General features: G+C 60.4%; 15 protein-coding genes. 8 read left to right on the forward strand and 7 right to left on the reverse strand.

Features of this window, described 5'->3' with window-relative positions; all coding sequences use genetic code 11:
• Positions 1-91: 91 nt before the first annotated feature.
• The 5 genes from ONG87_RS00890 to ONG87_RS00910 all read right to left on the reverse strand — a co-directional run bounded on the left by ONG87_RS00890 (position 92) and on the right by ONG87_RS00910 (position 3,934).
• Positions 92-367 carry a hypothetical protein gene (locus ONG87_RS00890; RefSeq protein ID WP_122480593.1) on the reverse strand — a complete coding sequence of 92 codons (276 nt, stop codon included), beginning with the start codon at positions 365-367 and terminating at the stop codon, positions 92-94.
• 96 nt (positions 368-463) lie between these two features.
• Positions 464-1,732: an FAD-binding oxidoreductase gene (locus ONG87_RS00895; protein ID WP_264382810.1), complete on the reverse strand. Its 1,269-nt coding sequence runs from the start codon at positions 1,730-1,732 to the stop codon at positions 464-466.
• A gap of 5 nt (positions 1,733-1,737) precedes the next feature.
• On the reverse strand, positions 1,738-2,490 hold the full coding sequence (locus ONG87_RS00900; protein WP_122480591.1) for an amino acid ABC transporter ATP-binding protein: 753 nt from the start codon (positions 2,488-2,490) through the stop codon (positions 1,738-1,740).
• Positions 2,487-3,155 carry an ectoine/hydroxyectoine ABC transporter permease subunit EhuD gene (ehuD, locus tag ONG87_RS00905; protein ID WP_122480590.1) on the reverse strand — a complete coding sequence of 223 codons (669 nt, stop codon included), beginning with the start codon at positions 3,153-3,155 and terminating at the stop codon, positions 2,487-2,489. The genes ONG87_RS00900 and ehuD overlap by 4 nt, the downstream gene beginning before the upstream one ends.
• A 14-nt stretch (positions 3,156-3,169) precedes the next feature.
• Complete coding sequence (locus ONG87_RS00910; protein WP_122480589.1) at positions 3,170-3,934, reverse strand: ABC transporter substrate-binding protein; 765 nt, start codon at positions 3,932-3,934, stop codon at positions 3,170-3,172.
• Positions 3,935-4,149: 215 nt separating this feature from the next.
• On the opposite strand from ONG87_RS00910, the gene ONG87_RS00915 reads away from it, so the two are divergent.
• Positions 4,150-4,929 carry an IclR family transcriptional regulator gene (locus ONG87_RS00915; RefSeq protein WP_264382048.1) on the forward strand — a complete coding sequence of 260 codons (780 nt, stop codon included), beginning with the start codon at positions 4,150-4,152 and terminating at the stop codon, positions 4,927-4,929.
• 117 nt (positions 4,930-5,046) lie between these two features.
• Complete coding sequence (locus tag ONG87_RS00920) at positions 5,047-5,502, forward strand: helix-turn-helix domain-containing protein (RefSeq protein ID WP_185794859.1); 456 nt, start codon at positions 5,047-5,049, stop codon at positions 5,500-5,502.
• A 31-nt stretch (positions 5,503-5,533) separates the two neighbouring features.
• On the opposite strand, the gene ONG87_RS00925 is transcribed toward ONG87_RS00920, so the two are convergent.
• Positions 5,534-6,670, reverse strand: coding sequence for a Fic family protein (locus ONG87_RS00925; protein ID WP_264382049.1), 1,137 nt, complete (start codon positions 6,668-6,670; stop codon positions 5,534-5,536).
• 622 nt (positions 6,671-7,292) lie between these two features.
• On the opposite strand from ONG87_RS00925, the gene ONG87_RS00930 reads away from it, so the two are divergent.
• Positions 7,293-9,248 (forward strand): ATP-binding domain-containing protein, encoded by a 1,956-nt coding sequence (locus tag ONG87_RS00930; protein ID WP_264382050.1) that lies wholly within the window; start codon positions 7,293-7,295, stop codon positions 9,246-9,248.
• A gap of 195 nt (positions 9,249-9,443) precedes the next feature.
• Entirely contained in the window at positions 9,444-11,465 is a 2,022-nt protein-coding gene (locus ONG87_RS21095) for an FIST N-terminal domain-containing protein (protein WP_301335540.1), read from the forward strand.
• A 53-nt stretch (positions 11,466-11,518) separates the two neighbouring features.
• Here ONG87_RS21095 and ONG87_RS00945 read toward each other — a convergent pair whose 3' ends face one another.
• On the reverse strand, positions 11,519-12,373 hold the full coding sequence (locus ONG87_RS00945; RefSeq protein ID WP_264382051.1) for a LysR family transcriptional regulator: 855 nt from the start codon (positions 12,371-12,373) through the stop codon (positions 11,519-11,521).
• Between the two features lie 110 nt (positions 12,374-12,483).
• Here ONG87_RS00945 and ONG87_RS00950 point away from each other — a divergent pair, with 110 nt between their 5' ends.
• The 4 genes from ONG87_RS00950 to ONG87_RS00965 all read left to right on the forward strand — a co-directional run bounded on the left by ONG87_RS00950 (position 12,484) and on the right by ONG87_RS00965 (position 14,314).
• Positions 12,484-12,702, forward strand: a complete 219-nt coding sequence (locus ONG87_RS00950) for a DUF1127 domain-containing protein (RefSeq protein ID WP_342214393.1) — start codon at positions 12,484-12,486, stop codon at positions 12,700-12,702.
• An 82-nt stretch (positions 12,703-12,784) separates the two neighbouring features.
• Positions 12,785-13,024: a type II toxin-antitoxin system RelB/DinJ family antitoxin gene (locus ONG87_RS00955; protein ID WP_122795873.1), complete on the forward strand. Its 240-nt coding sequence runs from the start codon at positions 12,785-12,787 to the stop codon at positions 13,022-13,024.
• Positions 13,014-13,301 carry a type II toxin-antitoxin system RelE/ParE family toxin gene (locus ONG87_RS00960; protein WP_192102789.1) on the forward strand — a complete coding sequence of 96 codons (288 nt, stop codon included), beginning with the start codon at positions 13,014-13,016 and terminating at the stop codon, positions 13,299-13,301. The genes ONG87_RS00955 and ONG87_RS00960 overlap by 11 nt, the downstream gene beginning before the upstream one ends.
• A gap of 173 nt (positions 13,302-13,474) precedes the next feature.
• Complete coding sequence (locus tag ONG87_RS00965) at positions 13,475-14,314, forward strand: alpha/beta hydrolase (protein ID WP_264382052.1); 840 nt, start codon at positions 13,475-13,477, stop codon at positions 14,312-14,314.
• The last annotated feature ends 1 nt before the right edge of the window (position 14,315 follow it).

Genomic DNA, 14,315 nt, shown 5'->3' on the forward strand with positions numbered 1-14,315 from the left:
CGGCTGTTTCCAAATGTGGTCTGGAGCCAAGCGCCCGGTACAAAAAAGCCCCGTCCATCACTGGCGGGGCCTGGGCCGATCGCGTTGCGATTTACTTCTTCTCGGGCGCCTTGATCTCGTCCGGTACGTCCGAGGACAGCGCCTGGTGGCGGTCTTCGGTCACGCGCTTTTCGCGGGCCTTGTCGTGTTCTTCGGCGGCTTCGGCTTTTTCCTCGGCGGCTTGCGCAGGCTTGCCTTCGGCTTGCTTCTGGGCGGCGGCTTCGGTGTGCTCGTTGGCTTTCTGCACATGGTCTTCGGACGTCTTGTCACAGGCCGCCAGGCCCAGGGCGGAAATCATCAGCAGAGCGAGGGAAAGTTTCTTAGGCATGGAGGTGCAACCATTGTTCGGAGTGAACCCCTTTGAAACCGGCGCACGGCGATTGGTTCACCGCCAATCCCGTGCGCGACGCTCTGCCGCAGGCGCTCAGCTCACGTTCAAACGGTCGAGCAGGCTGTACCAGGCCACGCCTGCGCCGATGTAAAAGCGTTGCAGGCCATGCATGGGCAGCTTCTGCAGAGGGCTCACTGGGTAGGCAAATTCGGCACGGCTGTCGCACAGGCTGGCAGCCAGTTGTTGCCCCAGGCTGGTACACAGGGCGATGCCGCGGCCGTTGCAACCCAGTGCCAGGGTCAGGCCCGGCGCAGGTTGGTGCACGTGGGGCATGAAGTCCCGGGTGATGGCGATGCGTCCGGCCCAGCGGTACTCGAAATCCAGCTTGCCCAGCTGCGGGAAGAGCAACGCCAGCGAGCGTTCCAGATGGGCAAAATCCTGAGGTGCGCCGGGGTCGCTGAAGGTGCCGCGGCCGCCCATCAGCAGGCGCCCGTGGCTGTCCTTGCGAAAGTACAACAGCAACCGTTGCGCCGTGGACACGGTCTCCTGCCCGGCCAGAATGCTCTGTGCCGCCGCGCCCTGCAGCGGTCGGGTCGCAACGATGAAACTGTTCGCCGCCAGGACGCTCTGCGCCATGCCCGGCCACAGGCCATCGCTGTAACCGTTGGTGGCGAGCACCACCTGGGTTGCGTTGATCTGGGCGCCACTGGCCGTCTGCACCTGCCAGCCTGACCCAACTGGCTGCAACCCGGTCACCGGGCTCTGCCCATGGACACTGGCGCCAGCCGCTTGCGCCGCAGTGACCAGCCCGCGGGCATAGGCCAGGGGCTGGATGGCGCCGGCGCGGCCATCCAGCCAACCGCCGGCGAACGCCTGGCTGCCCATGCGCGCAGCGACCTCGCCAGCATCCAGGCGCTGCACCGGCACCCCGCGTTTATCCCACTGCGCGGCGCGAGCGTGCAGGCCAGCCACACCCTTGTGCGAATAGGACACCTGCATCCAGCCCTTGCGCACCGCTGCACACTCTATGCCGTGGCGCTTGATCAGGTCGAACACCAGGTCGGCCGAGCGCGACACGGTGTCGATCAACGGCTCGGCGATGGCTGCGCCGTACAGCCGCACCAGTTCGTCCGGGTCATGCTTCAAGGTCGGGTTGACCTGCCCGCCGTTGCGCCCCGAAGCGCCCCAGCCCGGCTCCCGCGCCTCCAGCACGCACACGCTGACGCCACGCTCGGCCAGGTGCAGTGCAGTGGAAAGGCCGGTGTACCCGGCGCCGACGATCACCACATCGTACGTACCCGACTCGCGCAATGGCGGGGTGACCCGCGCAGGCGGCGCGGTCGCCGCCCACAGTGAAGGCACATCGATCATGGCTGGCTCCGGGTGCTGGTGGTCGGGTGCAAGACCCGGCGCAGGAAATCCTGGGTGCGCGGGTGCTGCGGATTGCCCAGCACCTCGTCGGCCGGTCCGGTCTCCACCAGATAACCCCCGTGCAGGAAGCACACGCGGTCGGCGACCTCGCGAGCAAAGCCCATTTCGTGAGTGACGACGATCATGGTCATGCCTTCGTCTGCCAGGGTGCGCATCACCTGCAGCACATCGCCCACCAGCTCCGGGTCCAGCGCCGACGTCGGTTCATCGAACAGCATGGCCTCAGGCTTCATTGCCAGTGCGCGAGCGATGGCCACACGCTGCTGCTGGCCACCGGACAACTGCTCCGGGTAGGCATCGGCCTTTTCCGCCAGGCCGACCTTGTCGAGCAACGCCAGCGCCTCGCTGCGCACCTGCGCGGCCGGTTCGCCCTTGACGTACAGCGGCCCCTCCATCACGTTTTCCAGCACCGTGCGATGGGGGAACAGATTGAAGCGCTGGAACACCATGCCCATGCGGCTGCGCAGGGTGTGCACCGTCTTGCTGCCGCGCTGCACGGTTTCTCCGAAGGCCTGGATCGAGCCACCTTCATAGGTTTCCAGCGCATTGATGCAGCGCAGCAACGTCGATTTGCCCGAACCCGACGGGCCGATCAGGCACACCACTTCGCCTTTCTGCACTTCGAGATCGACCCCGTGCAACACGCGGTGGTCGCCATAGTTCTTCTGCAACTGGCTGATCTTGATCATGCCTTCTTCCTCCGGCTCAGACGCTGCTCCATGCGCCGCAACCCGTACACCAGCGGCAGGCTCATCAGCAGGTACAGCAAGGCCACCAAGGTGTAGACGGTCATGTTCTGGAAGGTCGACGAGGCAATCAGCTGGCCCTGGCGGGTCATCTCGGCCACGGTGATGGTCGACACCAGCGAGGAGTCCTTGAGCATCATCACCAACGTATTGCCGTAGGGCGGCAGCGCGATACGAAACGCCTGCGGCAGGATCACCCGGCGCATCATCATGAACGAACGCATGCCCAGCGCTTCCGACGCTTCGCGCTGGCCCTGGTCGACGGCAATGATGCCGGTCCGAAAGTTTTCCGCCTGGTACGCCGAGTAGGCGATGCCCATGCCGATCACGCCGGCCTGGAAGGCGGTCAGATGAATGCCCATCTCCGGCAGCACGAAATATATATAGAACAGCTGCACGATGATCGGCAGCCCGCGGATCACGTTGATCACCGTGCTTGCCGCCCACGACAGCGCGCGGATCGGCGACAGCTTGAGCAGCGCCAGCACCAGCCCGAGCACGCTGCTGAGCAGAAACGACAGCACCGTGATCTGGATGGTCACCCACGCACCCTGAAGCAGAATCGGCAGGAAGTCCTGCGCGTTCTGCAAGAATTCAGCAAGCTTCATGGTCGCTCCTCAGCCTACACGCCCCACTTCTGCACGATGCCCTGCAGCGTGCCGTTGGCCTTGATGGTGTCGATGGCCTTGTTCAGGCGCTCCAGGGTTTCGCTGTCGCCCTTGCGCACCACGAAGCACACATCGCCGACTTTGGCCGGCGTGTAGTCGGCGGCCAGCTTTACCCCTTTGAAGGTGTTCTGACGAATCTGGTAGGCCACGATCGGCTGGTCGGCCACGGCGGCCTTGATGCGACCCAGGGACAGGTCACGGACCATCTCGGCAATCGAATCGTAGGTGCGTACTTCCTTGAAGATGCCCATTTTGTTGACCAGGTCGTAGAAGGCGGTGCCCGCCTGGGCGCCGATCACTTCACCCTTCAACGCATTGAGGTCGGGGTAGGCGGTGTTGTCGTCGGCACTGACGATCAGGCCTTCGCCGTAGGAATAGACCGGCGTGCTGAAGTCCACCACCTTGGCGCGCTCTTCGGTTTTGAGCATGCCCGCCGAAATAAAGTCCAGCTTGCCCGACGTCAGCGACGGGATCAGCGCCGCGAAATTGGTCTGTTCCATCTGCGTGCCGAAGCCGCCCGCCTCGCCGACTGCTTTGGCGATGTCGACCATCATCCCCTGAATGCTGTTGCTCTTGATGTCCAGAAAGGTGAAAGGCGAACCCGTGGCGGTTGCACCAACCTTGTACATCGGTGCCTCGGCAGCGTGCACCAGGGAGGCACCGAGCGTCATGCAGATACCGAGCGCGAAACGGCGAAACAGAGGGGAAAGGCTGTTCATCGGGTCACTCCAGAAGGAATCGGAAGGTGGGTACCGCCATGCGGTCCTGAGGAAGGTCGCAAGCTCTGTGCCATTCCAGGTCTTTGCAATCAATTTACGCAGCTGAAAAATCGTTTAGCGGAGGTTTCGTATCGCTAGACGATTTTCGGGCCCGTTATTTGCTGTCTGATAGCTGTCGTCCGGGTTCAATCGCTGGTCATTTCCTAGAGGCCCTCATGTCCGAAGATCGCAACAGCCTGTTCAACCAGTCCCTGGAAAAAGGCCTGGCCGTACTGCGTACATTCAGCGCCAAGCGCCGCAGCATGAGCCTTGCAGAGATCGCCGAAGCCGCCCACATGACTAAAAGCTCGGCCCAGCGCATGGTGTTCACCCTGGAAAACCTGGGTTACCTTCGGAAACACTCGCGCACTCGGCATTACCAGTTGACCCCACATGTGCTGGAACTGGGCTTCAGCTATCTGGACGCTCACTCGCTGATCGAGGTGGGCAACCCGTTTCTCGCCGAACTCACTCGGCTGACCGGCGAGACCGCCTGCCTGACCGAGCCCACCGGTGTGGAAATGACCTACATCGCGCGCTTCGTCAGCGCCCGCTTCGTACCCGTGCACATGCCCATCGGCAGCCGCGTGCCGATGTACTGCACCGGCTCCGGTCGTGCCTACCTCAGCGCCCTGCCACCCACCGAGGCCCTGGCCCTGGTGCAAAGCAGCGCACGCGTCGCGCACACCCCGCACACCCACACCGACGTGGACGAGATCATGGCCTCGCTGCAAACCGTGCGCGAATGCGGCTACGCGGTGAACACCCAGGAACTGTTCCTCGGCGACATGACCATCGCCGCCCCCGTCATCGGCGGCAACGGCCGCCCCGTGGCCGCCGTCCACGTGGTCGCCCCCACCAGCCGCTGGACTCGCGCCGACGCCGAAAGCCAGCTGGTGCCGGCGTTGATGCAGTGTGTGCAGGTGTTGAGCAATTCGGCGCGGAGTTTGGGGTAGGAGAAAATTGAGGCTCCAGCCTAGTATTGTGATATCGCCAAATTGGCGATACTGAACCTTATACTCATTGGATCCGGATAGTCGCGGTTTAGCTGTCTCACTGAAGGAGTGGAAGCAATGGCATCGATGAAACGCCCCCGCCTGCGGGCTGTGCAGGCACATCCAGGCGCCATACTTGATCTGACGTTTACCAGCGGTCAGCAATTGCGCCTCAACATGCATGACGATTTGAAAAGGTACCCTGGCCTGCGCTCACTGACCAAAGGCAAAGCCTTTGAAGGCGCCGTGATGGGCGACGCAGGTTGGACGGTCGAATGGCCTGCGCTCGATATTCAGATTGGCGCCGACACGCTGTTTCTGGACGCGCTGGCGCAATCGGCGCTGGACGAAAATACGCGCCTCTTTATCCAGTGGCGATTGAAGCACCGTCTTACACTGGATCAGGCTGCCGAGGCTCTAGGCGTTAGCGCTCGCAGCATCAGCCGATACAGCAGTGGCCGAGAGGCAGTGCCGCGGACCTTGGCGCTAGCGTGCCTAGGGTGGGAAACGCTGGATCATCCGGATGCGGCTTGAAGGGTAGGTCTTCTTTCAGGACTTGGGATGTTCAGCTTGCTTGTTCTAACGCGATCTCATAGCGCGTACTCCTACCCCCACCTGGCAATCGTTGCAGCAGGCCCTTTTCCAATAGATCGGCGAGATGGCGTGTGGCGGTGGCCTTGCTGACCTTCGCTACCGCTTGATACTGCGCGGCGCTGATCCCTTCTTCGAATCCCTCGGCGCCACCATCGAGCAGGCGATTGATCACTTTCAGCTGCTCCTTCGATAACGGCAGCGCACGGTGCGCCTGCCAGAAGCGCGCCTTGTTCAGCACTCGATCGATGTTCTTGATCGCTGCGGTAATTGCTGCGAGCAACGTCTGAAGAAACCACACCAGCCACGGCGTGACGTCCATGTCGGCTTTCTGCGTTTGTTCCAGAACCGAGTAGTAACCCACCCGGTTGTCCAGAATGCTGGCTGACATCGCGTAGAAACGCACCGCTTGGTGGTCACCCTGGGCAAGCGCCAGGTCGGTGAGCGCGCGGGTCAAACGACCGTTGCCGTCGTCGAAGGGGTGCAGAGTCACGAACCACAGGTGAGCGAGACCCGCGCGCAACAGGGGATCCAGCGTGGTCGACGCCACGTTGAACCAGTCAACGAACGTTTCAAGCTGCTGTTCCAGCCCGTGCCTAGATGGGGCTTCGAAGTGCACCGTTGGCCGATCCAGCCGGCCCGACACCACCTGCATTGGCTCACTGCCACGTAACTCACCCACACGCACCGGCGTGTGCAGCTGACTCGAATCGTCCGCTGGAAACAGCAGCGAATGCCACTGCAGCAAGCGCTCTACGCTCAAAGGTTGAGCGTGATTGCACGTTGCATCGACCATCAATTGCGCCAGACCCTCGCTGCGCGAAGTTCTCTGCGCCTCTTTGGGCTCGTGTACACCCAAGCGACGAGCCAGGGAAGATCGAACCGAACCGGCATTGAGTGCCTCACCCTCGATTGCCGAGGACGTGATGATGTTCTGCAGCAGCGTATCGAGCATGCCCTGTCGGCTGCTCTCATCACCAACGGCGCCAAGCCTGCCCAATAGCCGCCCTTGCTCGCTTGTGCATTGACGCAGCAGGTCAGCCAGCTTGTCGGGTTGCCAGGAGAATTGCGGCCATTGAGGTTGCTGCCAGATCCACTGAGGCATGAGCATTCCTCGCCTTGATGAGCTGATTGGGGATCTTATTCGGCTCATATTGTGAGTCGAATGTTGAGTGTATTCGGCTCACGCTGGATATCAAGGACTGTTTCAAGGTGCGTAGTTTGTGATGTATTGCTGTAGTCCATAAACGATCAGTACCTTGGCAATACAGCCTTCCACAGGTTTATTGCTGAAGTGTTGGAGTTACACGACCGCGGCGAGCGCCTACTCACAGTAAAGATAGCGAATTCAAAGCGCCATTTAGAAGGGTAGTGCTATTGGTTTGAAAGCTGCGGCGGGCGCTCGATTGGCTCCAGAGCACAGCCAGTATTGGTCCAATGCAGGCTGTTGAAAAGGTCGTGCAGGTTTGAGACTGTCTAGTGTCTACCCGCGGGCGCGACTCTGCTTGAAACGTCCGTTAAAGATTATCCTCCCTGCCCAACCTGCAGATACGGACAGCGGTACAAATCAAGGTGGCATACTTCTGTACCTCCCTGAAGGAGCTGCATTGAAAGCCCCCCGGACCGGTTGGCATGTCAGTCACGGGACTACCCCTATAGTGACGTTTGCACGATGAGCGATGTGTGGCGTAGCCACGGCCCTCGTGAAACGTACCGCTTGGCAATGAGAGTCTATGCACGCCGAACATGTTGATTTATCCCATCCCGTTTTCCTGCCTGTCGCCGAGGAAACCTGTTTACGCCTGCTCGCCGAGGACGGTGCTTCCCAGCTTGAATCTCTGAGCGGTCCAGAGCTGGCTGCCGTGCTCGTCATTCAAAACCTGGCACAGGCCGCTGAAAAAGACTTGAACGCCGCTGGGGCCGAAAGAATATTGGCCAAGCTGATCGGATGGGCCGTGGCCTCTCGACGACCGAGTGGCCTGTTATCCGAAGCACAACGCTTGTTCGACCAAGGCAAGCTGTATTACGGCCTTGAAGCAATCAAACCCCTGAAACTGCGTTTGCTGGAAGACGAGGAGGTCGCCGCCCAGGATTACCTCTTGCCTGGGGGGGAGTGGGATAGCAGCTTCAGTATTCGACACTACCGAGCGAACAATCCCTACCGCGAGCATGTGATCACGCCACGGCATCGGGAGCGTTGGTTGAGTGATGCGCAGGACAACCTGCTGCGCACCTTCCGCGCCAATCTGAATGAAGACTTGCATGTGCAAGGTTATGCCGGCGTCGGGAAAAGCCATTTGCTGGGCGCACTGCTGGAGTTTCTGCGCCCCGAAACCACCCTTGTACTGGCGCGCACGAAGAGCAAGCTTGAGGTGTTGCGCAAGCACATGGGCGGCGATCGCGACAGAAAAGCCGGTTCCACCTTCCAGGGCTTTGCGCACGCTCTGCTGAAGCATTCCAGGTTCAACACGGCAACGGCCCCGGCCAGATTGCCGACGAAGCAGGCACTGGCTCTGGAACTCAACATCCTGGGCCTGCGCCAGTATGACGGGCCGACTACCTTGGGCCTGTGCCTCAAAGTACTGGAAAACTACAGCGCTTCCAGAGACTACAGCTTGAGCGCTGCACATCTTCCGCATTTCCAGCAGGCATTGACCAGTGAGGATGCCAAGGTGTTACTCGAGTGTGCCAGACGCCTATGGCGGTACTTGGACTCGACCCCGGCATGGGCAGGTCATGGGTATTTCGCAACGCTGTTGATGATCAAACGTGCCAGCTTGGCGGACTGCGTGGTACCGGCACGGTTTACCCATGTGCTCATCGATGAAAGTCAGGACATTCCCGCGTCGCTATTGCAGATCATCGAGCGTGGCAAACAAGTGTTGATCACCCTTGGCGATGAGTATCAGCAGATCAAGGGTGCAACTGTGCCGCGCCGTCATGGAGTGCGTCGCAGTGATATCAGCTATTCGTTACGTTCGGGGCGCAACGTGGAGAAGTTGGTCAACCCGCTTATCTCTCGGCACTCGGCCAAGAGCAAAGTGTATTTCGAGGGGGCTCGCAACGCGGACGTACGAGTGGAACATTATCACGAGGGTTTCGTGCCACCTGAAAGCTGTGCGGTGTTGACGGCTTCGCATTGGGACACCATGAAATGGGTCATGCAGCTTCACGACGCCAACTGTGGCTTCAGCTTCCTGAACAAAAAGGCTCAGGACGACCTTCAGCACTTCATGTCCACGGCCATCGCGCTCTACAAGCCTGAATATTACAGCCTTGACCATCATGGCAAAGGCGCACACCCGGATCTTAACGAATTGCTCGACTGGGCTCAGGTGCGCGAAGCCAATCGATACGACAATTCGTTCTCATGGGTAGAAGACGCGCTGGAGAAGGGTTTCAACGTTGCAGACATGACACGGCTGAACCGCTTGCAAGGCCAGCTCGGCACCAGTTGTGTGCTGATGATGGCCCAGGACGCTGGCGGAATGGAGTTCGATCAGGTGCTACTGACCCCCGAGCTGCTTACCACGGGGGCGTTCAAGGATGCCTACGAATTCGACGAGCGAATTTGTGCAGTGTATGTCGCAATTTCCCGCGCTCGGCACCAGCTGTACATTCCTTACGATGTGGAGGAGTGGGTTGAATACCATAAGGGCCAGGCATTTCGGCAGCTTCACGGTTATTGATGATGCTTTTGAATGCTTGCAAGAAAGCGTTCGGTCTGGCGGTTGGAACGCAGGCACACAACCCGGCAGGTCACAGTAGCCTCGATCCCCATAAACCCGACCACCTGCTTCAAGTCCCCCTTCCCAAGGCCGATAGCAGAACCAGTGCAAGCCCACGCCCCGCGTGGGCTGTGCCCTCTTCTAGCGAGCCCAGTGATGAACCTTTTCAAACGCTTCAACAACGCCCGCGCAAACAGCCAGGGCGCCGTGAGCCTGAGTTGCACGGCCGGTGAGCTGGACCGTGCCCTGGCCGGTTTGCGCGCGGATCCCGTGCTGGTGACAGGTTTCGTCTCGCCCCACCTGGACATCGACAAGGTTGCGGCCAGCGTCAGGCAGCGCTTTCCCAATGGCACCATCAGCCTGTGCACCACCTCGGGTGAGCTGTGCAACAGCGCCGATGGCCTGTACTGCGCCGCGGGCGAGCATTGGGACCGTATCGTCCTGCAGTGCTTCGAGCGCAGCGTGATTGCCTCGGCGGAAGTGGTCATGGTGCCGCTGGAGTGCGAAGACATTCGCAAGGGCGGCAAACGCATGGAGATGCGCGAGCGCATCGAAAAGCTGGTCAACAACATCAAGCGCGTGCAGGTCAGCACGCCGATCGACCACCGCGACACCCTGGCCTATGTGGTGTTCGACGGGCTGTCGGCGTCGGAATCGTTCTTCATGGAGGCGCTCTACGAGTCCGGTCGCTTCCCGTGCCTGTTCGTCGGCGGTTCCGCCGGCGGCAAATCGGACTTCCAGAAAACCCTGATCCACGACGGCAAGCGCAGCTACCAGAACCACGCCCAGATCGTCTTCCTGAAGACGGCTCCGGATATCCGGTTCGGTGTGTTCAAAAGCCAGAACTTCGAACCGGTCGGGCTGACGTTCAGCGTGCTCACCGCCTCCGTCGAAGACCGCACCATCGACCAGGTGATCGACAGCAACGGCAACATCATGAGCATGGTGCAAGCCCTGTGCAACGCCTTCAAATGCGACAGCCACTCCTTGGAAAAGAACCTGGCCGAGTACTCTTTCGCCATCCGTGTCGGCAGTGAATTGTTCGTGCGCTCCATTGCCCGCATCGACCACGCCCAGCAGATCATCCAACTGTTCTGCGACGTCGCACCAGGCGAAGAGCTGGTCATGGTCAAGCGCACGCCGTTGCGTCAGGCCACCGAGACCGATTACCGAAAGTTCCTGCAAGGCAAAGGCGGCCAACCGGTCGCCGCCATTCTCAACGACTGCATCTTGCGCAGGCTCAACAACGCCAGTGACCTGGGCAGCATGCGCGGGCTCTTTGGCGATGTGCCGGTGGTGGGCTTTTCGACCTTCGGCGAAATCCTCGGTCTGAACCTCAACCAGACCCTGACCGCGATCTTCTTCTTCCACGTCGCCAAAGGCGCCTCGTTCACCGACGAATACGTGGACCGCTTCATCGCCCACTACGGCGAGTTCAAAGCGTTCTTCCTGCGCCGTCAACTGAAGAAAATGGTTGGCTTGAATCACGTGGTGGTCAAACAGATCGAAGCCTTCAAGCGCAACGACTTCACCAGCGCCCTCGACACCCGCGGCCTGGACAACGGCATCCTTCCCGTCTTCAAAGGCCTCGCGGCCTTGGGCCAAGTGCTCGCCGACGCGGGCGAGCAACAGGAGCAGATGGCCACCCAGATCAAGCATTACTCCGGCGAACTGCACCTTTCCATGGACGACCTGGCGGCCACCATCGACCGGCAGAACACCGTTTCCAGCCAGGCCGGCAGCACCGTCGAAGACCTTGCCCGGCAGGCGGACGAAGCGGTGGTGGGCGCACGTGCGCTGGCCAGTTCGAGCCTGCAGATCCAGTCCATCGTGCAGGTGATCCAGCAGATTGCCGGGCAGACCAATTTGCTTGCGCTGAACGCTGCTATCGAAGCAGCCCGCGCTGGCGAACTGGGCAGAGGGTTTGCAGTGGTGGCCGACGAGGTGCGCAAGTTGGCGGAGATCACCCGCAAGAATGCGGCGGATATCGGCGTGGATGTGGACTTGCTGTCGAGCGAAATTCAGCGGGTGGCTCAGCAGATCGAAGACCAGTCCACAGGGGTAGGCGCGTTGAGGGAGATGCTGGATACCCTGGAGGCATCGAGCCAGGCCACGGAAGGCACGGCGAGGCGGACCAAGGGTATTGCGGATACGTTGACCGGGCTGACGCGGGGGTAGGGGAGCTTTGCGCAGGTTGGGGATTGGTCATGACGTCGAGTCTGCTCCGATACTCAAAGCCTGAACCCCTCGACGATATGCTCAGCCAATGCATCCAGCATTGGCGAGCGGGTATCTGGGTTGCGCAGCAGCATGATGCTCGCCAATGGCAACAAGGGCATGCCCTCGGCTTCGCCGATGATCCGCAGCCCCGGCGTGATCAGGCTCTGCAACTGTGCGGTGACCGCCAGGCCCACGCCGACCGCGGCCATTATCGCCGCGAGGCTGGGGCTGGAGTAGGCGATCCGGTACGGCTTCTGCGCGGCGTCCAAGGCATTGCACGCCCATATCCGGCAAAAACAGTCGGTATTGAACATCGCCAGTGGCACGGGCGTTTGTTCATGGAGAAAAAAGCCCTCGGCTTCGGCCCACACGAAGCGTTCCTGACGCAGCAGCTGGCCGACTTCGCGCCCGGGCTCACGGGTAACGATCGTCAGATCCAAATCCTTGCGTTGCATCAATTGCCGGGAGCTCTCGCAATGGACCTCCACCTGCACCAGCGGAAACGCCTGGGCGAAGCCGGACAAGATCCCCGGCAGAAAGCGCATGGCGTAGTCGTCCGGAGTGCCGATGCGCACGGTGCCGACCATGTGCGGCTCGCGCAGGGTGGTGAACACTTCGCTGTGCAATTTGAGAATGCGGCGCGCGTAACCCAGCAGAATCTGCCCTTCAGCCGTCAGCTTCACCTGCCGGCCATCACGTTCGAACAACTGCCGACACAGCACGTCCTCCTCGAGCCGCTTCATCTGCATGCTCACTGCCGATTGAGTGCGGTTAACCCGCTCGCCGGCCTTGGTGAAACCGCCTTCATCGGCGATGGCCACGAAAGTACGCAGGACTTCCGAGTCGATGCTCTGGTAATGGGACATTGATCAATCTCTGAGATGCACAGCATTCAAAACATTCGTTGGATTGATGTTAGGCCTGAACCGAGAATCAAGCCATCAACCCGGAGGATGAGCAGATGAAAGGTCAAACAATGAATGCCTGTGTTTCGAACGATGGCTGCACCCAGCATAAGTCGTTGGGGCCTCTAGCCAATCTCTGGAAGCGCATCACGCGTTGGTATGAACTAGCTCGGCAACGGCATCAATTGGAGCAGATGAGTGACGCCGGGCTCAAGGACCTGGGCCTGAGCCGGGCGGATATCTATAAAGAGATCGAGCGCCCGTTCTGGGACGATCCGTTCTGCAAGTGATGCAATACCCATCGGTCGTGGGTTGCTCAAACGCAGTTTTTGCTTCAATGTAATGACCAATGTCATTACAGGAGAACGTCCCATGGCATCCATCAACATACGTATCGACGACGACCTGAAAGCGCGCGCTTACCACGAGCTGGAAAAACTCGGCGTCACTCCATCTGAGCTAATGCGCCAAACCCTGCAGTACGTGGCGGAGCGAGGTCAGCTGCCCTTCAAATCCGTCTTGGTGACCGAGGATGATGAAGCTTTGCTCGAAAAGGTGCGGGAACGGCTGGCGAATCCTCAGCGAGTCAAGGTTTCGCTAAATGACCTATAGCCTCGAGTTCGACGCTCGGGCGCTAAAGGAATGGCACAAGTTGGGGGACACCGTACGCCAGCAACTCAAGAAGAAACTGGTCGCGATTCTGCTTAATCCGCGCAATGAAGCCAACCGTCTACATGGCTTGCCCGACTGCTACAAAATCAAACTGCGCAGCAGCGGGTACCGCCTGGTTTACCAAGTTATCGACCAGGAAGTAGTAGTGTTTGTCGTGGCCGTTGATAAGCGAGAGCGGGAGGCCGTATATCGCAAGGCGGCTGAGCGGCTGAGCTAGCCGAGCCGGAAACGGGGTAATCCGCCTTGCTACCGCCAGAGCAAGACAAACGACGCCGTCATCCGTCTTATGGGCATGCGAGAGCATTCTCCACCGCGCAGGTGTGCCGGTCGGCGTCTTTGACGTCGACGGCATCCGCTTGCGGGCCTGCCCAACGAGGACCGTCTGAAATCATGATTCGTAAAGTAATAGCAGTGTTCACCGCCTGGCTCCTTGGCGCGGCGATGGCCGCTCATGCGCAGTCGGTCACGCTGGACGGTACCGAGCAATGGACCATGCAAAGCGAAGGCGGGCTGGAATACCGCATCATGATCAGCCTTCCCGAGGGTGACGTGCCTTACACCGGCGGTTATCCAGTGATTTATCTGTTGGATGGCAATGCCTATTTTCCGGCGTTTCATGCCGCCAAGCGCGCACAGGCCAAATTGCGCGGATCCATCCTGGTAGCCATCGGTTATCCGAGTGACACGCCCCTGGACTTCGCCAGGCGCGCGTTCGACCTGACCCCACCTGCGCCCGCCGATCGCAACACACCTCCACAAGGCGGTCAGGATCTGTTTCTCGATTTCATCCAGACGCGCCTGATGCCCAAGGTGTCCGAGCAGTTCAAAGTCGACGAAGACCAGCGCAGCCTGGTCGGGCACTCGTTCGGCGGCATGCTGGGCGTGTACGCGATGTTCACTCGGCCCACTCTGTTTCAACACGTTGTTGCGGTCAGCCCCAGCCTGTGGTGGCGTGACCAATTCCTGCTCGCACCTGAACGCGCCTTCACCGAACGCGTCCGCGCCGGGCAACTCGATATGACGCAGACCAGCCTGAGTATCGTGATGGCCGAGCGCGATTCGGTTCAGGGCATCCAGGATGCCAGGGCGTTGTATTCACGCCTGCAGCAGTTGTCCGGTACCGGGCTGCGCACCGGCTTTGTGGTTGAACCTGGCGAGGACCACGCCTCCATACCCTTTCGCATCCCCAACCAGGTGCTGGGTGAGTTGAGTGGCGCAAGGCGCTATTGAG

It is taken from the genome of Pseudomonas sp. MM227, assembly GCF_947090715.1.
GTDB lineage: Bacteria > Pseudomonadota > Gammaproteobacteria > Pseudomonadales > Pseudomonadaceae > Aquipseudomonas > Aquipseudomonas baltica.

Excerpts from the sequence above, each read along its gene's own strand:
- ONG87_RS00890 (WP_122480593.1), bottom strand. The coding sequence starts at position 367 with ATGCCTAAGAAACTTTCCCTCGCTCTGCTGATGATTTCCGCCCTGGGC.
- ONG87_RS00900 (WP_122480591.1), bottom strand. The coding sequence starts at position 2,490 with ATGATCAAGATCAGCCAGTTGCAGAAGAACTATGGCGACCACCGCGTG.
- ehuD (WP_122480590.1), bottom strand. The coding sequence starts at position 3,155 with ATGAAGCTTGCTGAATTCTTGCAGAACGCGCAGGACTTCCTGCCGATT.
- ONG87_RS00910 (WP_122480589.1), bottom strand. The coding sequence starts at position 3,934 with ATGAACAGCCTTTCCCCTCTGTTTCGCCGTTTCGCGCTCGGTATCTGC.
- ONG87_RS00915 (WP_264382048.1), top strand. The coding sequence starts at position 4,150 with ATGTCCGAAGATCGCAACAGCCTGTTCAACCAGTCCCTGGAAAAAGGC.
- ONG87_RS00920 (WP_185794859.1), top strand. The coding sequence starts at position 5,047 with ATGGCATCGATGAAACGCCCCCGCCTGCGGGCTGTGCAGGCACATCCA.
- ONG87_RS00925 (WP_264382049.1), bottom strand. The coding sequence starts at position 6,670 with ATGCTCATGCCTCAGTGGATCTGGCAGCAACCTCAATGGCCGCAATTC.
- ONG87_RS00930 (WP_264382050.1), top strand. The coding sequence starts at position 7,293 with ATGCACGCCGAACATGTTGATTTATCCCATCCCGTTTTCCTGCCTGTC.
- ONG87_RS21095 (WP_301335540.1), top strand. The coding sequence starts at position 9,444 with ATGAACCTTTTCAAACGCTTCAACAACGCCCGCGCAAACAGCCAGGGC.
- ONG87_RS00945 (WP_264382051.1), bottom strand. The coding sequence starts at position 12,373 with ATGTCCCATTACCAGAGCATCGACTCGGAAGTCCTGCGTACTTTCGTG.
- ONG87_RS00950 (WP_342214393.1), top strand. The coding sequence starts at position 12,484 with ATGAATGCCTGTGTTTCGAACGATGGCTGCACCCAGCATAAGTCGTTG.
- ONG87_RS00955 (WP_122795873.1), top strand. The coding sequence starts at position 12,785 with ATGGCATCCATCAACATACGTATCGACGACGACCTGAAAGCGCGCGCT.
- ONG87_RS00960 (WP_192102789.1), top strand. The coding sequence starts at position 13,014 with ATGACCTATAGCCTCGAGTTCGACGCTCGGGCGCTAAAGGAATGGCAC.
- ONG87_RS00965 (WP_264382052.1), top strand. The coding sequence starts at position 13,475 with ATGATTCGTAAAGTAATAGCAGTGTTCACCGCCTGGCTCCTTGGCGCG.